At 40.8% G+C, this 25145-nt stretch carries 22 protein-coding genes; all 22 read right to left on the bottom strand.

Annotated features, from left to right (window positions below):
* Nucleotides 1–12: 12 nt before the first annotated feature.
* The 22 genes from trmD to plsX all read right to left on the bottom strand — a co-directional run bounded on the left by trmD (nt 13) and on the right by plsX (nt 25144).
* On the bottom strand, nt 13–747 hold the full coding sequence (trmD, locus tag ACE199_RS02085; protein WP_375348377.1) for a tRNA (guanosine(37)-N1)-methyltransferase TrmD: 735 nt from the start codon (nt 745–747) through the stop codon (nt 13–15).
* Entirely contained in the window at nt 747–1265 is a 519-nt protein-coding gene (gene rimM, locus ACE199_RS02080; RefSeq protein WP_375348376.1) for a ribosome maturation factor RimM, read from the bottom strand. The genes trmD and rimM overlap by 1 nt, the downstream gene beginning before the upstream one ends.
* Before the next feature lie 10 nt (nt 1266–1275).
* On the bottom strand, nt 1276–1662 hold the full coding sequence (locus ACE199_RS02075; protein WP_375348375.1) for a YlqD family protein: 387 nt from the start codon (nt 1660–1662) through the stop codon (nt 1276–1278).
* A 194-nt stretch (nt 1663–1856) separates the two neighbouring features.
* Entirely contained in the window at nt 1857–2087 is a 231-nt protein-coding gene (locus ACE199_RS02070; protein ID WP_119116682.1) for a KH domain-containing protein, read from the bottom strand.
* A gap of 12 nt (nt 2088–2099) precedes the next feature.
* Entirely contained in the window at nt 2100–2372 is a 273-nt protein-coding gene (rpsP, locus tag ACE199_RS02065) for a 30S ribosomal protein S16 (protein WP_375348373.1), read from the bottom strand.
* A 142-nt stretch (nt 2373–2514) separates the two neighbouring features.
* Nucleotides 2515–3855: a signal recognition particle protein gene (ffh, locus tag ACE199_RS02060; RefSeq protein ID WP_375348372.1), complete on the bottom strand. Its 1341-nt coding sequence runs from the start codon at nt 3853–3855 to the stop codon at nt 2515–2517.
* 12 nt (nt 3856–3867) lie between these two features.
* A complete protein-coding gene (locus ACE199_RS02055) occupies nt 3868–4200 on the bottom strand; it encodes a putative DNA-binding protein (protein ID WP_375348371.1) in 333 nt (110 codons plus the stop codon).
* 94 nt (nt 4201–4294) lie between these two features.
* The gene (locus ACE199_RS02050; RefSeq protein ID WP_375348370.1) at nt 4295–7048 is read right to left on the bottom strand and encodes a VWA domain-containing protein; all 2754 of its coding nucleotides are present in this window, start codon (nt 7046–7048) and stop codon (nt 4295–4297) included.
* Nucleotides 7038–8801, bottom strand: coding sequence for a vWA domain-containing protein (locus tag ACE199_RS02045; RefSeq protein WP_375348369.1), 1764 nt, complete (start codon nt 8799–8801; stop codon nt 7038–7040). Before ACE199_RS02045 ends, ACE199_RS02050 begins: the two co-directional genes overlap by 11 nt.
* Nucleotides 8802–8810: 9 nt before the next feature.
* Nucleotides 8811–9674, bottom strand: coding sequence for a DUF58 domain-containing protein (locus tag ACE199_RS02040; RefSeq protein ID WP_375348368.1), 864 nt, complete (start codon nt 9672–9674; stop codon nt 8811–8813).
* Complete coding sequence (locus ACE199_RS02035; RefSeq protein ID WP_375348367.1) at nt 9671–10678, bottom strand: AAA family ATPase; 1008 nt, start codon at nt 10676–10678, stop codon at nt 9671–9673. The genes ACE199_RS02040 and ACE199_RS02035 overlap by 4 nt, the downstream gene beginning before the upstream one ends.
* A 7-nt stretch (nt 10679–10685) precedes the next feature.
* The gene (locus tag ACE199_RS02030) at nt 10686–12194 is read right to left on the bottom strand and encodes a hypothetical protein (protein ID WP_375348366.1); all 1509 of its coding nucleotides are present in this window, start codon (nt 12192–12194) and stop codon (nt 10686–10688) included.
* Between the two features lie 11 nt (nt 12195–12205).
* Nucleotides 12206–13048: an ABC transporter permease gene (locus tag ACE199_RS02025; RefSeq protein WP_252289998.1), complete on the bottom strand. Its 843-nt coding sequence runs from the start codon at nt 13046–13048 to the stop codon at nt 12206–12208.
* Nucleotides 13045–13980 (bottom strand): ABC transporter ATP-binding protein, encoded by a 936-nt coding sequence (locus ACE199_RS02020; RefSeq protein WP_375348365.1) that lies wholly within the window; start codon nt 13978–13980, stop codon nt 13045–13047. Before ACE199_RS02020 ends, ACE199_RS02025 begins: the two co-directional genes overlap by 4 nt.
* The gene (locus ACE199_RS02015) at nt 13977–16364 is read right to left on the bottom strand and encodes a hypothetical protein (RefSeq protein ID WP_375348364.1); all 2388 of its coding nucleotides are present in this window, start codon (nt 16362–16364) and stop codon (nt 13977–13979) included. Before ACE199_RS02015 ends, ACE199_RS02020 begins: the two co-directional genes overlap by 4 nt.
* Before the next feature lie 127 nt (nt 16365–16491).
* A complete protein-coding gene (ftsY, locus tag ACE199_RS02010; RefSeq protein ID WP_375348363.1) occupies nt 16492–17604 on the bottom strand; it encodes a signal recognition particle-docking protein FtsY in 1113 nt (370 codons plus the stop codon).
* A 17-nt stretch (nt 17605–17621) separates the two neighbouring features.
* Nucleotides 17622–21185, bottom strand: a complete 3564-nt coding sequence (gene smc, locus ACE199_RS02005; protein ID WP_375348362.1) for a chromosome segregation protein SMC — start codon at nt 21183–21185, stop codon at nt 17622–17624.
* Nucleotides 21186–21213: 28 nt separating this feature from the next.
* Nucleotides 21214–21948, bottom strand: a complete 735-nt coding sequence (rnc, locus tag ACE199_RS02000) for a ribonuclease III (protein ID WP_375348361.1) — start codon at nt 21946–21948, stop codon at nt 21214–21216.
* A 137-nt stretch (nt 21949–22085) separates the two neighbouring features.
* Nucleotides 22086–22319, bottom strand: a complete 234-nt coding sequence (gene acpP / locus ACE199_RS01995) for an acyl carrier protein (RefSeq protein ID WP_119116599.1) — start codon at nt 22317–22319, stop codon at nt 22086–22088.
* Between the two features lie 126 nt (nt 22320–22445).
* Complete coding sequence (gene fabG, locus ACE199_RS01990; protein ID WP_127759755.1) at nt 22446–23189, bottom strand: 3-oxoacyl-[acyl-carrier-protein] reductase; 744 nt, start codon at nt 23187–23189, stop codon at nt 22446–22448.
* On the bottom strand, nt 23186–24136 hold the full coding sequence (fabD, locus tag ACE199_RS01985; protein ID WP_375348360.1) for an ACP S-malonyltransferase: 951 nt from the start codon (nt 24134–24136) through the stop codon (nt 23186–23188). Before fabD ends, fabG begins: the two co-directional genes overlap by 4 nt.
* A 12-nt stretch (nt 24137–24148) precedes the next feature.
* A complete protein-coding gene (gene plsX / locus ACE199_RS01980; protein WP_375348359.1) occupies nt 24149–25144 on the bottom strand; it encodes a phosphate acyltransferase PlsX in 996 nt (331 codons plus the stop codon).
* Nucleotide 25145 lies beyond the last annotated feature (1 nt).

Raw genomic sequence — 25145 nt, 5'->3', positions numbered from 1 at the left:
AATACAATAGATTCATTGTTCTTTCTGAACCTCAGCTAATAATTTTTTTTCAACTTCTGAAAGAGAATAAGAATCAAGTAAATCCGGGCGGCGTATCCAAGTGCGACGCAACGATTCTTTCATTCTCCATTCTTCAATTTTTTTATGATTACCTGATAATAATGCATCCGGAACCTTCATACCGCGAAAATCAGCCGGTCTTGTATAATGTGGATGTTCAAGAAGTCCCGATGAATAGGAATCAAGCACAGGCGAGGCTTCATTCCCTAATACACCAGGTAAAAGACGGACTACACTATCAATAATGACCATGGCCCCTAGCTCACCGCCTGTCAACACATAATCTCCAAGCGATATTTCATCTGTCACAACATGTTCTCTAATTCGTTCATCATAGCCTTCATAATGTCCACAAACAAAAACAAGATGCTCTTCACGGGCTAGCTCTTCCGCTTTCTTTTGTGTATATCGTTCACCTTGCGGGCAAAGCAGAATTACACGCGGCTTCACCGTCGTCTCTCCTTGAAGAGCCTCCACTGCATCAAATATAGGCTGAGGCTTCAAGACCATCCCTGCACCGCCACCGTATGGATAATCGTCCACCGTATGATGCTTATTGTCAGCATAGTCGCGAAAATTAATAACTCGATAGCTGGCTGCTTGTTTCTCCGCCGCCTTTTTTAAAATCGATGATCCTAAAACACCTTCAAACATTTCCGGAAAAAGAGAGAGCACATCAATCTTCATCAGTCTAATAATCCTTCCATCGGTGTAATAATGACCTTTTTATTTGTAATATCGACCTCTTTCACAATGTGATCGATATAAGGGATTAATACATCTTTCCCTTTAGGACCTTTCACAACCCAAACATCGTTTGCACCCGGTGTTAAAATTTCACGAATGTCACCGACCTCTTCTCCGGTATCGGTATATACGGTACAACCGATAATTTCATGAAAGTAAAATTCCCCTTCATCTAAATCAGTTAACTGAGACTCATTAATCTTTAAAATTCCATCGCGAAACGGCTCGACATCATTTACATTATGATAGCCCTCAAATGTTAGTAAATTAAAATTTTTATGTGTGCGATGTGAAGCAATCGTCAGTTCTAACGGATCCTTATGCTTCTCCCTAAATAAGTAAAGAGTATTGCCGACTTTATAACGCTCGTCTGCAAAGTCCGTTTTCGAAATAACCCGAACTTCACCTCGTATACCATGCGTATTGACAATCTTTCCAACGTTAAACCATCTTTCCATGCTGTCACCTCTACCGAATTTCTGACACAATGCCATCTTTAATGACGATTGTTTTTGTTTTAGTTAGTTCTTCCCAATTCGCTCCAACTTGAACCTCAACCAGACTTTGAACCTCGCGTTCTTTTAACTCGCTCCCAATCGGCAGAATTTCTAATTGCTCCATTTGAAATTCCACCAATTTAATTTTCTCCAAGCGATTGTTAATCTCTTTCTCAAAATGCGACTTAAGAGTTGCTGGTTGCGTATGACGCGTTTTCTCTAGTTTTTTCAATTCAAAACGGAGTTGCTCACTTTCTTTTTGCAACTGCAAGCGCTTCGATTTGTACGCATCAAGGAGCTCATTCTTGCTGGATTCTGTCAACACTTGCGTAACGATAACATTTTGAAGAATTTTCATTCCAGCCCCCCCTATAATATGTAGGATTTTTTCATACTTAAGCAACGATATGTATAAAAGAATATATGTATCTCGTGGTCGCAGCATTAACACTATAATCGTTTATCCTTCCAAATATTATCAAATTTCATTCTATAGTTAAGTATATCGCAAAATAAATGATCGTACAAAAAAAGGAGGGGTATTAGCCCTCCTTATTCGGAAATCTCCAAATAGATTTTCTTTTGCTGTGAGGATCCTGCTGCATAAACTACAGTCCGAATCGCTTTCGCAACACGCCCTTGCTTGCCAATCACTTTGCCCATGTCTTCCTTATGAACCGAAAGAACATAGACGATTCGATCAGCCTCTTCCTTCACCGTTACCACAACCGCATCAGGATGATCAACAAGCGCTGAGACAATCGTTTCAATTAGAGTTTTCATCAACTTAGTTGATTACTTGCTGAATTTTGCATTATGGAATTTTTCCATGATGCCTTCGTTAGAGAAAAGGTTACGAACTGTATCAGATGGTTTAGCACCGTCTTGTAACCATTTAAGAGCTAACTCTTCATTGATTTCTACTTTAGCTGGTTCTGCAACTGGATTGTATGTTCCAATTACTTCGATGTAACGTCCATCACGTGGTGAACGAGAATCAGCTGCTACGATACGATAGAAAGGAGATTTTTTAGCTCCCATACGTTTTAAACGAATTTTTACTGCCATTTTAAATAAACACCTCCGAGTAGTTTCACACAAGATAATATGTTACCAAACACCTTGTATGTTTGTAAAGGTTTTTTTCTTAACAGATAGAAAAAACATTATAATATAGAGCGCTGCGCCCATTTTCTCTATCTAAAAACCATTACATAAATGGGAATTTAAATCCTTTTTTCTTCCCTTTTTGCATATTTGTCATTTGTTTCATCATTTTCTTCATATCTTCAAATTGTTTTAGAAGACGGTTGACCTCTTGAATCGATCTTCCGCTCCCTTTAGCAATTCGTTTACGACGTGAAGCATTAATGATTTCAGGTTGTTCTTTTTCTTGCTTTGTCATAGAACGGATAATTGCTTCGACATGGCCAATTTGCTTATCGTCCACTTGAACATTATCCAATCCTTTAATTTTATTGGCCCCTGGAATCATTTTCAATAAATCATCAAGAGGACCCATATTGCGTACCTGGCCAAGTTGATCAAGGAAATCATCAAAGGTAAAAGTAGCTGTCCGCATCTTCTTCTCTAATTCTTTCGCCTTCTCTTCATCCACATTTGCTTGTGCTTTTTCAATTAACGTTAACACATCGCCCATGCCGAGAATTCTTGAAGCCATTCTTTCTGGGTGAAACGTTTCAATCGCATCCATTTTCTCGCCCATCCCGACAAACTTAATCGGTGTATTCGTTACAGAACGAATGGAAAGCGCAGCTCCGCCTCGTGTATCACCATCGAGCTTCGTTAACACAACGCCCGTTAAACCGAGCTGTTCATTGAAGCTTTGCGCCACATTTACAGCATCTTGCCCTGTCATGGCATCAACAACAAGGAAAATTTCATCAGGCTTTGTGAGCTCTTTAATATCCTTCAGTTCGTCCATTAGCTTTTCATCAACATGGAGACGACCTGCCGTATCAAGTAGCACATAATCATGATGTTCTTCCTTTGCCTTAGCAATAGCCTGCTTCGCAATCTCCACTGGGCTTACTTGATCGCCTAATGAGAAAACAGGCATATCTAATTGCTTACCTAGTGTTTGAAGCTGCTTAATCGCTGCTGGACGATAAATATCTGCCGCAACAAGCAATGGTTGTCGGTTATATTTTTTGCGAAGAAGATTAGCAAGCTTCCCGGTTGTCGTCGTTTTACCCGCCCCTTGAAGACCTACCATCATAATGACAGTTGGGGGTTTTGTTGCAACAGCAATCTTGCTTTGTTCACCGCCCATAAGCTCTGTCAATTCTTCTTTCACTACTTTAATAACCTGTTGACCGGGGGTTAAGCTCTTTAGCACTTCCTGACCTACCGCACGTTCACTCACTCGCTTAATAAAATCCTTAACAACTTTAAAGTTAACATCGGCTTCAAGAAGAGCTAAGCGCACTTCGCGCATCATTTCCTTAACATCCGCCTCGTTTACTTTCCCTTTGCCGCGAATTTTTTGCATCGTGCTTTGCAGTCGGTCGGCCAATCCTTCAAATGCCATTATTGCCGCCTCCTAATCTAACTTCTCAAGCGTTGCAATGGCCTGAGCCAGCTCCTCTTTTGTCACAGATTCGTGCTCAATCAGAGCCTTAAACTCAGCAATCCACTTATTACGCTGTTGAAATTTTTGAAATAACAAAAGCTTTGCTTCATATTCTTCAAGCATCGCTTCTGTTCTTTTTATATTGTCATATACTGCTTGCCTACTGACTTCATATTCTTCAGCAATTTCCCCAAGAGAGTAATCATCTAGATAGTAGAGGGACATGTAGCTCTGTTGCTTTTCGGTTAACAACGATTGATAAAAATCATACAAATAATTAATACGCGTTGTTTTTTCAAGCATGTTAGTCACTCCCTGCTGTTAAGTGAAAACCCTTTACAAGTTTATAGTTTACCTATTGGCTACAGTAATGTCAAGCAATAATCCTTACCACTTTCTAATGTTTACGTCGCTTCGCCTCTAACAGTCGTTTCATTCGCTCTTCACGTTCTGACGAAGACAGCTTTTTATCCATTTGCTTTAGCTGTGATTTTCCGGTTGCTTGCTTCTGTTCCTCTACTTGCATTGATTTATTAGGAGCTCTTTCAACCGTTTGTTTCGCCTGTTTCAAACGCTTCACAGTCGTTTCAGCTTTCGAACGTTCAATAGCTTGCTTTTTCCTCGTAAAGAAAGAACACAACCTTTGCCAGCCAAAACGGCGAATGACAATTTCGACAAAGAACAGCAAAAAGGCTGCACACAATAACCATACACTTATACTCTGTTTGTGCTGGGACATCTCTTTAAGATCTCGAAATGCCGATGCCTCTTTTTTCAATTCTTGCCCACCAGACGCCGCAAGCAGTTCATCTATATATCGTTGATTCAATCCTTGCTGTGCATACTCTTTTGAATACGGAATCGTAAAACCCGTTTGATAAAGGTTTGAAGCCCCCGTTTCATAATCCTGCTGTACACTTAAAAAGTATAAGCCTGATTGATTCGGAACCGTCATTTCGTACTTCCCTGGTGCAACTAATTTCGGATGACTGTCAATCCGGTCGCCTTTTTCAGACACAATGCTTGCAGATAACGGGTGTATATTATTCGTTGCCGCTTGAATAGATAATACGGTCTCATCACCGCTATGATCCATCGTAACCGTATATGGCTCACTCTCATACTTCGGCAATGTTGTCGTAATCATCTGATTTAAAAAGTTCCCCCATTGGTTCCAACGCGGCCAATCACCAGACCATTTTCCCGTTACATCAGAAGTAAACGCGATTGTCGTTCCCATGCCATATTGCCATTCGGCAAGCACGGGGTCCTCTTTACCGCTAATAAGAGGCTCTGTTGCCCGTTCTTTCGCTGTTGTCGCAATATAGGCATTCATTTGCGGCACTCCATCTGCAAAAAGAGAGTTCCAACCAGTTCCCTGTTGTATCGTTGGATAAAACGGGTTGTCTTCAATATACGTTTTCGTTGCCATCACTGTTTCACGTGAGAGAATACTTGGAATGACAGAAGAATCGACGACGTCATAATAACGGCCGGCCCCCCATTGAGCTAACTCTTCTAGAAGCAGCTTATCGGCATCATTTCCAATTGACACAGTGGATAACGTAATATTTTGTTCTTTTCCTTCTTCAATCAACGCTTCATAATCATTTCCGGGTGACTGACCATCCGTTAATAAAATAATATGTTTTCTCTGCAGTTTCTTGTCCTGCAGCTGCTCATAAGCAAGCTCCAATGAACGATAAATTTCGGTACCGCCTCCAGATGCAACGGAACGAATTTGGTCCATCGCCGCTTCCTTTTCCTTTAATGGCCCTGTTTCAACAATTTGCCAAGGTCGATCATCAAAGGCGATAAAACCAAACGTGTCGCCTTCTTCTAATAGCTCCACAGACCTGGCAGCTGCTTCTTTCGCAAGAGATAATTTATTCCCGCTCATGCTGCCTGAACGGTCCATAACAATCACTAAGCCTAATGATGGCATTTCTTTTTTTCCTTTCACATCCATATCGACCGGGAGCAGCTTTTCAATTGGGGTTTTAAAATACCCGCCAAGTCCAAAGCTATTTTCGCCTCCTGTCATCACAAAACCATTGCCGAATTCCTTTACAGATTGCTCAATTAATTGCATTTGGTTTTGCGAAATAGACGTGGCTGATACATTGTTAAACACCACACTTTGATACTGTAAAAACCCCGATAACGTTGTCGGCAATTTTTCTGGTACAATCGTTTCTACATCAAAGCCATTCCCCGATAAAATACTCGATAACGAACTTCGGTTTTCTTCAACAATCAACACTTTTGGCGTACCTTTAACATTTGTAATCGCATGCAGCGTGTTATTTTCAGCATAAGCATCTTCTTTCGCTGCAATTTCTGTTTTATACACATGCATGCCTGTTTCCATTACAATATGCGAAAAGCCGAATACGTTATTCCCTTCCTTGACAGCAACAGATCTTTTGATGATTTCTTTATCATTTAACGAAATGCGAATCGTTGCCTCTTGAGCAATATCGCTTGCTATCGATACCGAAATATCTGCCTTTTCTCCCTGATACAGAGAAGGAGAAACGGATAAATCCGTTAAAGAAACATCTTTTTTGACTGGTACTTGAATCGGCACAACATCCAATTCAACCCCTTTATTATGGAGCAGTTTCACTGTTTCTACTGCATGCCCCATCGTTTCATTTCCATCTGAAAACAACACAATTCGTCCGTTTTCATCATTCGAAATAAAAGAGGAAGCAAAGCGAATACCAGCTTCAATGGACGTCTCGGTTTCATCTACTTCACTACTAAACTGTGAAATTACAGTCTCTTTCTTCGTTACCGCTTGCTCGGCTGCCACATCGCCCCCAAACGAAGCAACAGCAAATGCATCATCAGCTGCTTTCTTATTAACACTCGTCTCAATCCAGGCAAGAATATCTTCTTCTGCATGATCTACACTCGCTGATTGATCCGCTAAAAAGACGACCGTCGTCCCTTTTACCGGCAGTAATAGCTGCGGAATTGTTAATGCAAAAATAAGAAGAAAAAAGACGAGTGAACGAAGCGTTATTATAATTACTTTTTCACTACGGTTCATTGTGAGGCGGCTATTTTTCCAAAAAGAATACATAAGAAACACACACGGAAGGAGTAACAACAGCAAATAAGGATACATTAGTTCAATACCCACGACGGTACACCTCCCACTCTGCCATCAACAAGAGTAATGCGATACAAGCCAGCCAAAACCACAAATGATCCTGAATATTCTCCGTCATCTCTCTTGACTGAGCTTCTTTTGGATTCATTGCAAAGGAAGGAGCTGCTTCTAAGCTTTTTTCCCGTTCATCCAATAACACAGAGAAATAATACGACTGTTCGTCAGCTATACCTTCGTATACCCCTGGTTTAACTGGAGCAATAAAACTTTCTTCGGCAAGATTGATTGTGTATAAATTGTCTCCGTCCTCTGTAAAAACACTTAAATCCATTTGTTTATTCCCTAAGTTCAACCATTTTTCTTCCCCTGGCTGATAATATCCGAGAAAATTCGTTTGCTGTGTCAACCATTGATAACTGTTATATAAAAAGAGCGGAAACCCAGGTTGCAGCGGCCAATCTGTGTCACTTAGTGCAAAATTGAGCGCAATAATTGGATAACCATGATGGGTTCCTTTTTGAATCAGCGGCTGGTCTCCACTTGCCAAAATCGTTTGCCATTCCTGATTAAGTGGACGAAAGGCAGAAGCGATATACACCTTTTTGCTATCAACATGCGTGAATAATGGATCATCCGCTGCTGTTAATGTTTCAGTTACTTTCTGTTTCTTCTTCGCTTCACTTTGAATAAAAAGAAGCGGATACTCGCCTAGCTGCGTAAGACTCACTCCTTCTGCAATGACCATGCCATCACGACCAATTTTAGCAACATCATCGACTTGAATCACTTCAAGACCAAGCGTTTGTAATCCTGCTAGATAAAAAGGATTCACATCACCAACGGCATACACCTTATCATAGGATGTCGTTGAAATAGCGGTTAGTTCATTATCCGCTTCATAATCATCAGGTGTACGGATTACAGCTTGATAATATGGATGTGCTGGTAATACTGGCATATTAACAACCGCTTCCTGATTCGCTGCTACATGCACTTTTTTGGAAAAAAGAAGCGTTTCACCACTCATCACTTGAAGATCCACTTGTTCATTGGCATCTGTTTCATTCGCAATCACAGCCACAGCCGATACTTTCTCTCCCTCTGGTGCCGTACCAAACGAAAGCAATGAAAGATTATCATGTTGACTATTATAATTATGTACAAACACCGACTGATCCTCTGAAAAAGAAGCAACATCCTCTTCGACCACATGGTCTGAAAACAAATGCACAACCGAATCCTTCGTTGTCACTAACGATTCGGCAAGCTCAAGCGCTTGATCCATTGCATCATACTCATACGAAAGTTCGAGCTCTTGAATCGCTTTTCGAAGCGCATGCTGATCTTGTTCATGATTCGCAATAATCTTTGGCTTTTGCCCGGTGCTAATAATCGTCACCTCTTGTTGATCTATCTCATCAAGCAACTTAAAGATATCCTCTTTTGCTGTCGCAAATCGAGTTTTCTCTCCTTCCTTTGCACTCATCGTCGCTGATGTATCAACAACCAAAATGAAGTGATCACCTGCAGGCACTTTTCCATACCAATATGGACGGGTCAACGCCAGCATAATGAGCACCAGAATGAGCAACTGCAGCCAAAAAAGGAGATTATACTGCAGCTTTTGCAGCCATGGTGATGCTTGCCGTTCATTTAACACTTGCTCCCAAAGCATATTTGATGAAACAGGTAACTGTTCATATTGCTTGCGAAAGAAATACAATAAAATGAAGGCTGCAATGAACAAACTAAATAAAAAAAAGAACGGACTTGCAACAGACATCTTCTCACCTCAATTCATAAACCCTTGTCTCGGTAAATCATGAAACAAAATCGTTTGAATATCTTTCTCGCCGTTCATAAGGAAATATCGACAACCGAGTGTACGACAAATCGCTTCGAGCTGCTGATTATGATTGTTCAAACGGCTTTGATAGTTTTCAATTAACAGAGGATTCATACTGACATTCACCGTTCCCGCCGATTCACTATCAACCAGCTTCACATCACCACTGTAGCTCGGTTTCATTTCTTCCTCAGCTAATAGCTGAAACAACCAAATCTCCTGCCTCACCGAGCGCAGCTTTTTTAACGCTGCTTCTATAACATCCAGCGGCTCCAATCCATCGGTAAGAAGAATCGCTAACTGTTGATTCTTCAGTATTTGTTGACTTAATTGTGCAAAAAAAGCGGGCGTACTCTCCCTCTCTTCTAAACGTTGAATCTCATGAAAAACCTGTTTCCGATATACCGCTCCTTTACGGCGAATCGGCTGCATATTCGTTGAAGTGACCGGAATAAAAGAAAGTCGATCTTCACTTGATAGCACAATATGACTAAGTGCGGCGGCACATAAGCGAGCAAGCTCCCACTTCTCGCTATACGTGCGCATCGATGAACTCATATCAAGATAAATCGCAATCGCCACTTCCTGTTCATCCAAAAATCGTTTAATATAATGCTTCTGTGTTCTGCCGTACACATTCCAATCAATTCGACGCACATCATCCCCTGGCTGATAAACTCGAAAATCCGAAAACTCAAGCGATGAACCAAACGCGCTGGATTGCCTTGAACCTTTATGCATACCGCGCTTTCGTGTTTTCACAAGCAGCCGTTTCTTTTGCAGCCTTTCTAAAAAAGAAGTTGCTATCATGATGCAGATGATCCTTTGCCTAACGTATATGCCGCTTCCACAATTTCAGCAAGAACGCGATCTGCCTGAATGCCGCTTGCTTCTGCTTCAAAATTCAATAGCAAGCGATGGCGTAACACCGGAATTGCCGTTTGCTTTACATCTCCCGCTGACACATGATACCGCCCCGCAAATAGCGCTCTTGTTTTCGCCATTTTAAGTAAGCTTTGTAAGCCACGGGGGCCACTGCCATATTGCACATATTTCTGCACAATTTCTGGTACTGCTTCCGCATCTGGATGCGTCATCGCTACAATATCAATTGCATAATCTAGCATTTCTTCCGATACAAGCACTTCTTTTGATAGACTTTGTAAAAATAATACATCCTCAATCGAAGCAATCTTTTCAATAGAAATGGACTCCGTACCAGTCGTACGCTTCATAATTTCTCTTAGTTCTTCCTTAGAAGGGTATCCAACGAGAATTTTACACATAAAACGATCCATTTGTGCCTCAGGAAGTGGATATGTTCCTTCTAAATCAATCGGATTTTGCGTCGCTAGTACAAAAAACGGCCGCTCAAGCTTTTTCGTTTCTCCCATCACCGTCACCGTTTGCTCCCCCATCGCTTCAAGCAGGGCACTTTGTGTTTTCGGTGTGGCTCGGTTAATTTCATCAGCTAACACAATATGTGAAAACAAAGGCCCTTTATGAAAGGTAAAGTGCTGTTTTCCATCCTCATCAGGCTGAAGCAGCATCGTTCCTGTAATATCTGCTGGCATTAGATCCGGGGTAAACTGAATACGCGAAAAGCTTAAATCCATACTTTCTGAAATGGTCCGAACGAGCATCGTTTTTCCAAGGCCCGGTAACCCTTCTAATAACACATGCCCTCCTGCAAAAATACTCCAAAGTACTTGTTCGACAACTTCTTCCTGTCCAACAATAAAACGAGCAATCTCTTTTTTAACGTCTTCCACGATTTGTTGTGCTTTCATAAACTGCATCTCTTTATCTGACATATATTCACTACCTTTCTGGATCAATTTGGTCATAATAATTTTTGACAATATCCGTTAAATCAGCAGGCAGCTTCAGGCGCTCCGTACTTTCTCGATACGACTCACCATATTGCTCATAGACCTCTTGATAATTACGCACATTCCCCTTTAAAACAGGGCCTTCATCGGTCTTTTGCTCTTGACCGCTTCCTTCCCCAAGTCCCCCGCTATCGGATTCGACATTTTGCTTTCCTTTTGTTTCTTCTGGAATTGTTAATAGTTCCCGTGATCCTTGTCCAAGTCCCGCACCGCTTCCTTGACCACTGCCCGATCCTGAGCCAGACCCTGAGCCCGAACCGCCGCTTCCGCCGCTTCCAGAACCACTGCCATTTTGATTATTACTAGTTTGATTGCTTTTTTGATTGCCCGCTGAATGATTGGAAGAAGATGAAGCAGAGTTCTGATTATTTCCTGGGGTGCCGCTTCCTATTTGCGTTGGTGTCATTCCGTTATTTTTCATTTGTTGCTGTACGTTTTGACTAACCTGTTGGACTTGCTGACTAGCATTCGCTAATTGTTTAGACAGCTGTCCAGATTGAATCGCTTCTTTTAATTGTTCAGCGAGAGCTGTAAGCTGTTCTTCTGTTAACTTCTCGTTTTGATTCGTTACTTCACTTAATACCTCTTGCTGTTCTTTCGTTAACTGCTCCCAATTTTCATTCAACTTTTTCAACTCTTTTTCTAACTGTTCCAAATCCTTTTGTTCAAGAAACTGAGCTAAGTCCTTTAAACCAGCCTCATCGGCTTGCTTTTTCCAATTATCTAGCTGTTTCTGTGTTTCCTTTCGCTTCATCACCTGGAGGTCAAGTTGTTTGGATAACTTCTCTAATTCCTTTAGTGCCTCATTCGGCTCCTTCACTTCGGCTAGCTTCTTCTTTGCCTCTTCTAGCGCCTTTTTGGCAACTGGGTCCTTTGTTTCCTTCACTTTTTCCTCTACTTTCTTTTCAGCCTCCTTCATTACTTTTGAAACTTTTTCTGCTTCTTTTGCTTCGTTCATCCATTCATTGGGAAACAAGGCTGAAAGAGTCGCAACTCCTGCGAACAAGCAAGCTATCATCAACCATTTTGGGTACCATATTTTCTTTTTTCGCTTTAAAACGCTTGCTTCATTTATTTTCATTTGACGAAGTGCGTCACGAAGCTGTAATCTTTCTAGTTCTCCTTCTTTATCTAAAAAAGAAAAAGCCGTTAACACGCGATCATCTGGCACATATTGATTAAAAAGAAGCGAAGCCGCCCTAAATGACGGCCTTTTTTTCCAAATGCGATAGATTAACACTATTCCAAGCACAAGCCACCCAATTGCTAAAAAACGCAGCATAAAGGGGAAAACAATGACTCTTGTAATAAGAAAAAGGAGAAACGCCCAAATGCTTGCTACAAGAAGAAACCATTGTACTTCTCTTCCAAGTAAAAGCCAAAAAAGCTGACGTTGCACAGGCCTCACAAGCTTTTCAAACTGCTTCTTTTCTTCCATCGCTTCGTTCCTCATTTCTTCGCTTTCATTTTTGGACGGAGCTTTCGAACACTAAGTACAATTGCCGTAATAAAAATAAGTGTATAAGAAATAAGATGAGCACCCCAAAGCGGAAAAGATACTCCCGACATTCGTGCGATCTCTTCAGCGATGCTCGGTTGAAACAAATTCACAAGTGTAATGGGTGCATTAAACATCGCCAAAAGATAGACGAGTATATTCGTAGTTGGTGTTCCTGTCTGACTCATTTGCGTAAAGCTTGTCGCAACTAGCGCCAAAAAGCCCGTTCCTCCAACAAGAAATAACATCACGCCATATGTTGTGACCATTGCTGCAATCGTTTTGCGAATAAACGTCGAAAACATAACACCTAAACTGCCAATGACAAAGACGGTAAAAACATTTAAAGCAAACACCGTTAGCAGCTCACGCGGCGAAATACCTCCATATAAAAAGACGATGCTATATAAAGGCAAACTTGCAATGATTAACAATAATAAAAAAGCGACCGATGACACGAGCTTCCCAATGATAATGCTGCTGGAGCTTTGCGATGTCGTTAATAAAATATTCAACGTTTGCCGCTCTCGCTCACTGCTAATAACACCTGCCGTTAAGCCTGGTGTAATAAAAATAATTAACGCAAACTGCAACACCGCTAAAATCATAAATAGCTCACGACTTTGTTCTGGGTTCACCCCACCCATACTGCTCAACTGCTGTACGAAAATCATTCCAATCACGATGATGCCAATCGCTAGCACATAAAATAAAACACCAAGAAAACTTTTTAAAGAACGAAAGCGAAGCTTGAATTCTTTATTTAATACGGGATTCATCAGCCAGCTTTTCATGACTCCATCCCCCCATTCGTAATTTCCATAAACACATCTTCTAAATCGGTTTCGATTTCGGCGAAACTAACTAAGTCGAGCTCTTGCATAACGCAAGCCTTCAATAATTGCTGCTGCGCCTCCGCATTGCCTTTAAACAAAAACTGAATGCTCGCTCCATCCTCATGACGCTCGATTTCACTAATATCTGGATTGTCTTCAAAAAAGGTCAGCGCACGTTCAATATTACGATTCACCTTCACCATCATGCTCTTGGCACCTTGCAATTTCTCTTGAATTTCCGCAACAGAGCCTTGTGCCTTTAACTTCCCTTGATCAATAATGCCAATGACATCACACATTTCTGCGAGCTCCGGTAAAATATGCGACGAAATCAAAATCGTTTTGCCCATGTGCTTCAATTCTTTTAAAATCTCCCGCATTTCAATACGAGCGCGCGGATCTAAGCCAGAAGCGGGCTCATCTAAAATAAGTACTTCTGGATCATGAATTAAACTGCGAGCTAAACAAAGACGCTGCTTCATCCCGCGTGATAATAAATCAACATACGAATCTCGTTTATCGGTTAAATTCACAAGCTCTAAAAGCTGAGGAATCAATTTCTTTCGTTCATTGATAGAGATACCATAGCTTGCTCCGTAAAAATCGAGATACTCTTCTGCCTTTAATTGATCGTATACGCCAAAGAAGTCGGGCATATAGCCAATTTGCTCGCGGACTTTTTTTGGGTCTTTTAAAATATTATAGCCATTAACAAAGGCTGTTCCCGAAGTCGGCGCAAGCAAGGTCGCTAAAATAGAGAAGGTGGTAGACTTCCCTGCTCCATTTTGACCTACAAAACCAAATACGGTCCCTTCATCAATATGCAAATCTAAATGATCAAGCGCCGTAAAATTCCCATATTGTTTTGTCAATCCGATAATTTCAATCACGGTGTAACCTCCCCATCAACAGTAATAACCGGTAAACGATTTTCAGCACCATTAGGATCTTGCTTCTTCAGTAGCTTCACTTTCAATTCACCGTCGGCAGAAAGATAAGCGTTAATCTTCTTGCTTCCTTCAAGCGTCAAAATTCGCTCATCCCCAGCAATCGGTTCATAGTTGCCTGTTTTCACATTGTATAGTGCATACTGAAGCTTGGAATCCGTCCACTTAATCGTCAGTTTCGAAACTTTAAAAGATGGATCTTCCATGACAGCTGGCATTTGAGCATATGCCTCATACTCTCCAACTTCCAGCCAATAAGAAGAAGGTGCGATACTCGTATTTACCTCATAATGACCATTGATTGTTTCAATTCTCCATTGAAACATCTCTTTTGGCAAACTCACTTCTCCCGATAAAGTCGTGTCTGCTTCAAAGGTTTGGAAAATCAAGTTATTATTATGTTCTTTCATTTTTCCATTTTCTAATTTCAGTCCTGTCACTTGCTCCTTCGTCAATCCAATAATGACAGGTGCATTATCTGCTGTTTGTCCATTAAAGAAATACTGACTGGCAAGATATAATAATTGATCGTTCCGAACTTGATTCCAGTCCACTTTTTGCCCAGGTTTCCACGTATGCATGCTCGATGGAAAACTCATCGTAGGGCGCATTAAGAAATCCGTTTTTAACTTTTGGTTAACAGTCAGCATCTCTCCCTTTTTTAACGCCCCTAAATCCCATTTCTGGTTGCCTGATACAATCATGATTTCCTCAAAATCGTAGTTCAAATTGTTCACAATGGTTCCTGCTAGTTTTTTATTTTCTACTTTCAAATCGGCCTTAAATTCACCAGCTTGTTTTTGCGAAATGCGTCCCACCAACGAACGTGTTGACCAATATTCGACGCCTGGAAATTCAATCTCTACTTCCTTCGCTTTTTCTTCGACAACTGGAGCTCGAAGCGGGTTACCAGAAACAGAATCCGGTGCAGATGGCAAAGCAAGCATTTCACCCTTTGCAAAAGATAGCTTATAGTCCCCGCTTGTATTCGAAAGTAACACATTAGATTGAATACCCGTTACATGTTGATGATTCACTTGATAAATACCAAGCTGATTTAATTGAGGCTGAGCAATTCGATCTTTTGCTCCAAGCGCAAAAATGACGACTGAGCTAATAATCGCTATAACCGGAATACTCCACCACGCATGCTCGCGTTTATCCAATTTCTTAAGGACTACATATAAGAGCGGAATTAAAATAAGTAAATAGATAATTAATAAGAGAATTAATTGACCAGTTGAAAAATTTGTATGATCAAACCATTTATTCGGTTCCGATAATTCCCACTCTAAATTATTTAAGAGATTATCCATTTGATTGTACGGATTATTCGTTGTTAATGTCAGCAAAGTCGACTCAACCCAAGTCCCGTACTTATTCCAAGAAGCTAGCGGTTCATCTCCAAGTGAAAAACTTGTTTGGATAATCATCCCGCTTCCAAACTCTTTTTTGACAACGACTGGATGATTATCACTCTTCACCATAATACCTGCCTCTTTTTCAACTTCCCCAACAAAACTAGGAATCTGCTTAAAAGAAGGTGCTTGCTTACCCGTTCCTAAAAAAGCACTGCTAATCGTTACCTCTTTATTCGGCTTCATCGGTAATAAATCGTAAAGTGTATCGTATTGCTGACTGGCATTCGGTGTTGCACCAGCAATCAAAATCCCTCCGTTTTGAACCCATTCAGCAATGGCTTCCTGTTGCTCATGATCGAGTGTACTCATGGAAAATTCATCGATAACTAAATATGTGAGCACATCGTATCCTCTCGCCTCTTTTGGCAAATCTCCCTTTGTTAAATCGAATGTATTCGTTGGAGAGGAAGGCAGTACACGCCATTCTTTTAGACGATCATACTTTTCACTTAATATACCAATCTGTACTTCCCCCGAATCGACGAATTTAGGTGCAATCACTTTTGTCCCTTTAAACGCTACTTCCTTCCCTTTCTTCCAATCTCCTTCATATAAATGAATCGTTTGTTGAACTGCAGACGAAGAATAATTCTCATCTGTATATGCAGGCAAGGTAATAGAATATGTTTTCACACTTCCCTTTGGCAGTTCAACTCGGATGGCTTGTGAGCCTCCTAACTGATAGGTTGCTTGAAACTGAAGCAGCAACGTTCCACTAAACGCTTCTCCTTTATTCTCTATTTCAACTTTGACAGGCAGCGCCGCCGAACGCTTCGCATATCCACCTAACCCTTCTTCAATTGAAATACTAATCTTCGGTTGCTCAGCAGCAGCCAGTAATGGAAAAATCGTAAAAGCCATTAAAAACAACAAACTGGCGGCTACTTGACGTGCTATATTTGACAAACGAACTCCCCCTTTTGTTTCTCTCTATAAAATAGACGAATGAAAAAATAAAAAAGTATACAAAAACTTTTTAGAATATGAAAAAAGCCAGAAAGGAAAAACCCTTCTGACTTTCGTTCACATATAATTATTCTGCTTTTTCAATAATGTCTGCAAACAATCCGTACACATATTTCTCTGCATCGAACTCTTGCAAATCATCCATTTTCTCACCTAATCCAACAAACTTAACCGGAATCGCTAATTCATTTCGAATCGCTAACACGATTCCCCCTTTTGCTGTTCCATCAAGCTTTGTTAGCACAATGCCTGATACATTTGTTGCTTCTTTAAAGGTTTTTGCTTGAATTAATGCATTTTGTCCTGTTGTTGCATCTAACACTAATAATACTTCATGCGGTGCACCAGGTACTTCACGCTCAATCACTCGTTTTACTTTTTCAAGCTCTTTCATCAAGTTCACTTTGTTTTGTAAACGGCCTGCCGTATCACAAATCAAAATATCCGCACCGCGTGCTTTTGCTGCTTGAATCGCATCAAACATAACCGCCGCCGGATCAGAGCCCTCTCCTTGTTTAATAACATCGACGCCAACACGCTCGCCCCATACTTCTAGTTGATCAATCGCACCGGCACGGAACGTATCACCCGCTGCTAATACGACCGACTTGCCTTCCTCTTTAAACTTATGAGCCATTTTTCCGATTGTTGTCGTTTTCCCAACGCCATTCACACCAACGAATAAAATAACCGTTAAGCCATCTTTTTGAATGTTCAACTCAGATTGTTCTTCGTCTCCGCTTTGGTAAATGTCGACTAATTTCTCAGAAATAACATCTTGCACTTCTTTTGTATCTGAAATATTGCGGCGCTTTACTTCCATTTTTAGTTCATCGACAAGCTCCATCACCGTATCAAAGCCGACATCTGCTTGAATTAAAATTTCTTCAAGCTCTTCGAAGAATTCTTCATCCACTTTACGATAGCGTGCGACTAGATCATTGACTCGGCTTGAGAAGGCATCACGCGTCTTCGCTAAACCTTGTTTAAACTTCTCTCCAATCGAAATCTGCTCTTTCTTCTTTTCAATCTCTTCCTTCACTTCCGGCTGCTCGTTCAACGCTATTTGTTCGTTCAACTCCAACTGTTCATTCGCTTCCAGTTGTTCAGTAAGTTCTGGTGTTACATTTTCATTTTTCGCACCTACAAATTTCTCTTTCAGCTTCTTAAAAAAACTCATTGTGTCACTTCCTTCTGTTATACTCTTGCTACTTCTTCTGTCTCTTCCATTCGTACAGAAACAAGCCTTGAAACACCTGATTCTTGCATCGTAATGCCATATAACACATCCGCACCTTCCATCGTACCTTTGCGATGTGTAATGACGATAAATTGCGTTTCTTCGCTAAACCTGCGCAAAAATTGACTAAAACGCGTAATATTCGCTTCATCCAGCGCAGCTTCAACTTCATCAAGCACACAAAATGGCACCGGACGCACTTTTAAAATGGAAAACAGCAAGGCAATCGCAGTCAATGCTCGTTCTCCACCTGATAATAAACTTAAATTTTGCAATTTCTTCCCAGGAGGCTGAGCGACAATCTCAACACCTGTTTGCAATAAATTCAGCGAATCCGTTAACTTTAATTCAGCACGGCCTCCGCCAAATAACGCTTTAAACACTTGTCCAAATTGATCACGAATCGCATAAAAGGTCTCAGAAAAGCGCCGCGTCATCTCTTCATCCATTTCATGAATCACTTGAAGAAGGGTATCTTTCGCTTGCTGCAAGTCATCCTTTTGATTAAGTAAAAATTCATAGCGCTCTGATACACGCTCGTACTCATCAATTGCCCCTAAGTTAACGTTTCCTAACTCGTCAATCGCCAATTTAATGAGCTTGACGCGTTTCTTCGCTTCTTCAACCGGCAATGTTAACGGATACTTCTCTTTTGCAGCCTCATAGCTTAAAAGATATTCCTCTCGTAGCTTAGAAAGTCGATTTTCAAGCTCCACATCAAGTCGATTCAACTTCACTTCTTCATCTTTGACGCTTTCTGCAATGCCTTTATATTGACGATTTTGCTCTTTTAAATCGAGCTCCATATCCTCAAGCTCCGTTTGCAAACTCTCTTTTTCTTGACGTGTAACCGAAATCTTTTCAATCGTTTCATTTTTCAATGCAAACTGCTCTTTTGCGGCGTCCTCTAATCGTTCTTCCCCGCTTGAACTATCACTCATTTCATTCGTTAAAAGCGACCAGTCATCCTCATATTCAGCAAGCTTCGTTTGTGTCATAAGCCAATCTTCCTCAAGACGAGCCATATTTTCCTTTTGGTTACGAAGCTGTTCTCGTTTGGAAGCAAGCGTTACTTTCAACTCACTCATCTCTTCTAGAAGGATTTCTTTTGAGGATTGCTGTGTTTCCTTTCGCTCCGTCAATTGAGCAATCGTTTCATCAAGTCGACTAAGCTCCTCTGCACACGATACGATAATGTTCTCCAACTCTTCAAGGCGGGCCGTTCTTTGCTGCTCTTCTTCTATGAGTTGTGTTTTATCTAAATCATATAAATGAAGGCGGTCATTAATATTCTTTTCTTGTAATTCAATTTCTCGAAATTTATTTTTCAGTAATTGCTCTTTTTCTCGCAATGACTCACCCGATTGCTTCATTTCTGCTAAACGTTCTTCTTGCTGCGTGATTTCAGCTTTTAGCTCCCGAACTTCACGTTCTAATTGATTTGTTTTCGCTTCCATATCGACAAGCTTATTTTTAAGTTCCTCTAATTCCGCTTTTCGCGATAATAAGGATGAGGACTTTTGCTTAAGTGCCCCCCCTGTCATCGAACCACCAGGATTTACAACATCCCCATCAAGCGTTACAAAACGATAACGGTGACCGACTAATTTAGCCAGCTCATTTGCTCCTTTTAAATCACGTGTAATAACGACCGTTCCAAGTAAGTTCGTTACAATCTCTGCATATTTCGCTTCATAGTCTATTAATTGGGCAGCAGTACCAATAAAAGCTGGGTGGTTTTGAAGCAGTTTCAATTGAGACTGTGGCACTTCTCTACCTTTTATTACGGAGAGTGGTAAAAAAGTAGCCCGGCCATAACCATTTTTCTTTAAAAAGCTAATCGCCTGACGCGCATGCCCTTCTTCACGAACAACAACATGCTGCATCGCCGCGCCAAGTGCGATCTCAATCGCCGTTTGATAGCTTTTTGGCACTGTAATCAACTCCGCAACAGCCCCTTCAATGCCTTGCAAAGAAGCTTTTGCTTTTAATATTTCTTTTACACCTTGGAAGAACCCTGCATACTCTTCTTCCATTTCCTCTAACAATTCTTTACGCGCCTTCGCTTGCTGTAAAAATTGATACGCTTTATACAGTGTCGTTTCTTGTTTTTGATAGCGGTCCTTCGTTTCTTCTTGTTGCTTTTCCTGACTACGATAACGAGCCACATGCTTTTCTAACTCGAGCGTCATCTCACGCAATTCCACTTCATGCTGCTGTTTTTGCTTCACGATTGACGTTCTTTCTGTTAAATACTTCGCATTATCATTATCCAGCCTCTCATTTTTATAAGCATGCTGCTCCAGCTGCTGAGCTAAATATTGCTTTTCGTTTTTCGCTGTTGCTTGCTTATTTAGCCATTCAATATAGTCACTTTTATGAAGTTCAATCGTCTCCTCAATATTCGTTTGGAAGGAACCTAAGGTTTGTTGCTTTTCTTGCAAGAGCGACTGCAAGTTTTTTACTTCGTTTTCTAATTCGCGAACCAATATGATTTGAGCTTCTTTATCAACCTCTAAACGGGCGATAAACGCTTTAGCCTCTTCGATGGACTTTTCAAGTTGAACTTTATTTTGTGTCGCATTTTTCTTCCGTTCTTTTAATACTTCTTTTCTACCTTCTAACTTTTCCAGATCTTCACTCGATGTTAAAAGAATCGCTTGTAAATCATTCATCGTTGCATCTAAACTAGCTGTTTTCTGGCGCAGCGCCTGTAGGGCCGCTTCCTTTTGATGCAGTTCGCTTGCCATTTGCTCTTTTCTTAGCGTATGCTCTTCTAACTCATGAGATAGCTTTTCCCATTTTCGGTGAAGCTCTTCAATTTCATAAACTGTTAAGCTCACTTCAAATTGCTCTAGCTCTTCCTTCTTCGCCAAAAACTCTTTAGCAAGCGACGATTGAATTTTTAACGGCTCTACCTGACCTTCTAATTCATAAAGAATATCTTGAACACGATTTAAATTTTCCTGTGTTTCAGCAAGCTTTTGCTCGGCTTTCTTTTTACGCGTTTTATATTTTAAAACACCAGCTGCTTCTTCAAAAATAACTCGTCTTTCTTCCGCCTTACTGCTTAATATTTCTTCTACTTTCCCCTGGCTAATAATCGAAAAGGCTTCGCGGCCGAGGCCTGAATCCATAAATAAATCGACGATATCCTTTAAACGACAGGGCTGATTATTAATTAAAAATTCACTGTCACCCGATCTGTACACTCTTCTTGTAATACTGACTTCATGAAAATCAATGGGTAAAGAATTTGTTACGTTATCAAGGGTTAAAGATACCTCAGCAAAATTCAAAGGCTTTCTTGAATCGCTTCCGGAAAAGATAATATCCTCCATTTTCGCCCCGCGCAATGATTTGGCGGACTGTTCGCCAAGCACCCAACGAATCGCATCTGTTATATTACTTTTTCCACTTCCGTTCGGCCCTACGACTGCGGTTACACCTGGTACAAAGTCCATTGAAATTTTCTCTGCGAAAGACTTAAATCCTACAACGTCCAAGCGTTTGAGGAACATGCTCTCTCCCCCTTATCTTTCACAATCATTATGATCTTTTTTGTCTTAATACGTTCAAGGCACGCTCGGCAGCATGCTGCTCTGCTTCTTTTTTCGATTTACCAGAGCCAGACCCTAGTTTTTCTCCATTGAGTAAAACAATAGAAACAAATTCACGATTATGAGCCGGTCCTTTTTCCTGTAATATTTTATACTGAATGGTACCGCTGCTATCACGTTGAATCAATTCTTGAAGCTGGCTCTTGTAATCCATCACATGAGAAAAAGCACCCTCGTCTATTTTCGGGAAAACCACTTTTCTTAAAAACTCGACGACTTGTTCTAAACCTCTATCTAAATACAATGCTCCAATAAAAGATTCAAAAACATCGGCAAGCATCGCTGGACGCTCTCTACCACCTGTCATTTCTTCTCCTTTTCCGAGCAATACAAATTCACCAAACCCTAATTGATTGGCAAACATAACAAGTGACGGTTCACAAACAATAGCGGCTCTTAGCTTTGTTAGCTCCCCTTCGCTCATCATCGGATATTTTTTAAATAAATATTTAGATACCGTCAGTTCTAATACAGCGTCTCCTAAAAATTCAAGCCGTTCATTATCTTCGTAAAGCTTGCGGCGATGCTCATTCACATAAGATGAATGGGTAAATGCTTGTTTTAATAATTTGACCTGAGAAAACTGGATGCCTAAGCGATCCTGAAGTTGTTTAAATTTTTGCTCCTTGACTGATAGTTGATGATTATTTCCGTTCCTGCGCATTTAATAAAACCCTCCACAACGGTTAAAAAGCTTATTTCCCCGAAATTTATAATTGCCCCTCCCTACCATCATACCTAATTCTGGCCACAAGAGAAAGCTCCGTTTAAAAAACGGAGCTTTGATTTGAGAGCATTTCATTACAATACACTCTGTATGTAATTTACAGCATCTCCAACTGTAACGATTTTTTCTGCATCATCGTCAGAAATCTCCATATCAAACTCGTCTTCAAGTTCCATTACAAGTTCTACTACATCTAGAGAATCTGCACCAAGATCTTCTTTGAATGAAGCCTCAAGTTTTACCTCTGATTCTTCAACATTCAAACGATCTACTACGATTTTTGTTACTCTTTCTAATACGTCTGCCACTGCATTCACCTCCCCTCAAGCGCAAAGCGCCCATTTATCGGCTTTTAAAGCTAGACACTAGTACTCATCAAAAATGATTGCATCCTTATTTTCTGTAAAAACTCAAAGCCTAACTGTAACAGTGTATTACATGACCATGCCACCGTCAACATGAAGTGTTTGTCCAGTCATATAACGACTAGCATCCGACGCAAGAAAAGCCGCTACAGAAGCAATGTCCTTTGGGTCCCCGAAACGAGCAAGAGGAATTTGCTGAAGCATAGCTTGTTGAATCTCCTCTGTTAACTCGTCTGTCATATCTGTTGAAATAAAGCCAGGTGCAATTGCATTGACCGTAATGCCGCGCGGCGCCAATTCTTTTGCTGATGTTTTTGTTAATCCAATTACACCAGCCTTTGCCGCTACATAGTTTGCTTGTCCGGCATTTCCGCTCACACCAACAATTGAAGCAATGTTAATAATTCGTCCGCTGCGCTGCTTCATCATTTGTCTTGTCACAGCTTTTGTACAAAGGAATACACCTTTTAAATTCGTATTGATGACATCATCCCACTCGGACTCTTTCATACGCATAAGCAAATTATCACGTGTAATGCCTGCGTTGTTGACTAAAATATCTAAACGACCAAACTGTTCAATCGTTGCTTTAACCATCTCAGCTACACTTTCACTATTCGCTACGTCACACTGAATCGCCATCGCTTCTCGTCCAAGCGCTTTAATTTCGTCCACTACTTCATTTGCTTTTGCTTCGCTGCCCGCATAGTTAACTGCTACATCGGCACCAAGACGTGCCAATTCTAACGCAATTTCACGTCCAATTCCACGTGAAGCACCAGTTACAAGAACTTTTTTACCTTCTAACATCATGCACGCTCCTCCTTTAAAGCTTCAATTGTTTTCGCTAACGTTTCTAGGCTGGAGACCGAATAAATATTTACAGAACGGTCGATTTTTTTAATAAGACCGCCCAATACTTTACCAGGTCCCACTTCAACAAATGTATCTACACCTAAATCTAGCAATTTCTTCACGCTATCTTCCCAAAGGACAGGAGAATAAAGCTGTTCGATTAATTTTTCTTGAATGTCAGCCGGTTCTGTAATCGGCTCCGCTGTCACATTCGAAATAACAGGAATATCCGCTTGAACAATACTAATCTTATTTAACACTTCGTTTAATTGTTCTGCTGCAGGCTTCATAAGCGCAGAGTGAAAAGGACCGCTTACATCTAATGGAAGAGCACGCTTCGCTCCTTTTTCCTTCACTTGTACCATTGCTGTCTCGACACCTTTTCGCGTACCTGAAATAACAATTTGACCTGGACAGTTAATATTCGCTAATTGAACCGTTTCTCCAGTTGTTTCTGTAATGTCTGCTGTAATGTCTGCTAATAGCTCTCGATCCATTCCTAAAATTGCCGCCATAGAGCCTTGCTTATTCGGAACAGCTTGTTCCATAAATTCACCGCGTTTACGAACCGTATAGACCGCATCTTCAAAGCTCATTGCACCAGCAGCTGCTAAGGCAGTATATTCGCCTAAGCTATGTCCAGCCGTATAATCTGGCGTAATGCCTGCTTCTGTTAACGCAGTAAAAAATGCATAGCTTGTCGTTAAAAGAGCTGGCTGAGCATTATATGTAATGGTTAATTCTTCTTGGGGACCATGAAAAATTAAATTTGATAAAGCAACGTCTAACTTTTGATCCGCTGTTTGAAACGTTTGTTGTGCTCGCTCATTTTCTTGATAGATATCTTGTCCCATTCCTACTGTTTGTGAACCTTGACCTGGAAAGACAAAAGCGATTTTTCCCATTGTCTACACTCCTTACTTACTGTTAATTTTTTCGATTGTTTTAGCAACCGTCTCTGTCACATCGTGTGCAACCATGTCTCTTGTTTGACGAATGGCATTATAAATAGCATTAGCATCCGACGATCCGTGCGCTTTAATAACAGGTGCTTTTAACCCAAATAACCCTGCGCCGCCATACTCTGAATAATCCATTTGGCTTTTAATCCCCATTAATTGAGGCTTTAAAAGTCCCGCAGCGATTTTACTTTTCAGATTGCTCATCATCGCGGCCTTTACCATTTTAAATACACTCATCGCCGTGCCTTCAATCGCTTTCAGCACCATGTTGCCTGTGAATCCATCTGTGACAACGACATCGGCTGCACCATTGAGTAAATCACGCGATTCAACGTTACCGATAAAATGAATATCTTCAGATTGCTGTAATAAAGCAAACGCTTCTTTCGTTAGCTCATTTCCTTTTTTTTCTTCGGTGCCGATATTCAATAAGCCCACTCGTGGTTTTGCGACATTACGTACTTTTTGCGCATAAACAGAACCCATAATCGCAAATTGTAATAAGTGCTCCGCTTTAGCGTCTGAATTAGCCCCAACATCTAAAAACACAAACCCTTTACCATCAATCGTTGGCATTGTTGGTGTTAAAGCTGGGCGTTCAATTCCATCAATTCGACCTACAACAAACAGCCCAGAAGCCATTAACGCGCCTGTATTTCCAGATGAAATACAAGCATCCGCTTTTCCATCTGCTACTTGCTGTGCAGCAAGTACCATAGAAGCTGTCTTTTTACGTCTCACTGCTCGAACTGGCTCATCCGTGCTTAAAATCTCTTCTTCTGTATGTATGACTGTAATACGCTGATCATTCGTTAAAAATGGTCTGATTTTCGCTTCATTTCCCACTAACAATATTTCAACGTCTGCAAAGGCTTCAACCGCCTTCATCGCTCCTAGCACTTGTTCTTTTGGAGCATGATCCCCACCCATTGCATCTAACGCGATTTTCATA

The sequence above is a fragment of the Peribacillus sp. Hz7 genome (assembly GCF_042136355.1).
GTDB classification, from domain to species: Bacteria; Bacillota; Bacilli; order Bacillales; family DSM-1321; genus Peribacillus; species Peribacillus asahii_A.
Note: the sequence above shows the minus strand (reverse complement) of the source record. Positions and strands in the feature narration are given on the sequence as shown.

Bases quoted from the DNA above. Each gene is read 5' to 3' on its own strand.
- trmD (WP_375348377.1), bottom strand. From the start codon at position 747: ATGAAGATTGATGTGCTCTCTCTTTTTCCGGAAATGTTTGAAGGTGTT.
- rimM (WP_375348376.1), bottom strand. From the start codon at position 1,265: ATGGAAAGATGGTTTAACGTTGGAAAGATTGTCAATACGCATGGTATA.
- ACE199_RS02075 (WP_375348375.1), bottom strand. From the start codon at position 1,662: ATGAAAATTCTTCAAAATGTTATCGTTACGCAAGTGTTGACAGAATCC.
- ACE199_RS02070 (WP_119116682.1), bottom strand. From the start codon at position 2,087: ATGAAAACTCTAATTGAAACGATTGTCTCAGCGCTTGTTGATCATCCT.
- rpsP (WP_375348373.1), bottom strand. From the start codon at position 2,372: ATGGCAGTAAAAATTCGTTTAAAACGTATGGGAGCTAAAAAATCTCCT.
- ffh (WP_375348372.1), bottom strand. From the start codon at position 3,855: ATGGCATTTGAAGGATTGGCCGACCGACTGCAAAGCACGATGCAAAAA.
- ACE199_RS02055 (WP_375348371.1), bottom strand. From the start codon at position 4,200: ATGCTTGAAAAAACAACGCGTATTAATTATTTGTATGATTTTTATCAA.
- ACE199_RS02045 (WP_375348369.1), bottom strand. From the start codon at position 8,801: ATGTCTGTTGCAAGTCCGTTCTTTTTTTTATTTAGTTTGTTCATTGCA.
- ACE199_RS02040 (WP_375348368.1), bottom strand. From the start codon at position 9,674: ATGATAGCAACTTCTTTTTTAGAAAGGCTGCAAAAGAAACGGCTGCTT.
- ACE199_RS02035 (WP_375348367.1), bottom strand. From the start codon at position 10,678: ATGTCAGATAAAGAGATGCAGTTTATGAAAGCACAACAAATCGTGGAA.
- ACE199_RS02030 (WP_375348366.1), bottom strand. From the start codon at position 12,194: ATGGAAGAAAAGAAGCAGTTTGAAAAGCTTGTGAGGCCTGTGCAACGT.
- ACE199_RS02025 (WP_252289998.1), bottom strand. From the start codon at position 13,048: ATGAAAAGCTGGCTGATGAATCCCGTATTAAATAAAGAATTCAAGCTT.
- ftsY (WP_375348363.1), bottom strand. From the start codon at position 17,604: ATGAGTTTTTTTAAGAAGCTGAAAGAGAAATTTGTAGGTGCGAAAAAT.
- smc (WP_375348362.1), bottom strand. From the start codon at position 21,185: ATGTTCCTCAAACGCTTGGACGTTGTAGGATTTAAGTCTTTCGCAGAG.
- rnc (WP_375348361.1), bottom strand. From the start codon at position 21,948: ATGCGCAGGAACGGAAATAATCATCAACTATCAGTCAAGGAGCAAAAA.
- fabG (WP_127759755.1), bottom strand. From the start codon at position 23,189: ATGATGTTAGAAGGTAAAAAAGTTCTTGTAACTGGTGCTTCACGTGGA.
- fabD (WP_375348360.1), bottom strand. From the start codon at position 24,136: ATGGGAAAAATCGCTTTTGTCTTTCCAGGTCAAGGTTCACAAACAGTA.
- plsX (WP_375348359.1), bottom strand. From the start codon at position 25,144: ATGAAAATCGCGTTAGATGCAATGGGTGGGGATCATGCTCCAAAAGAA.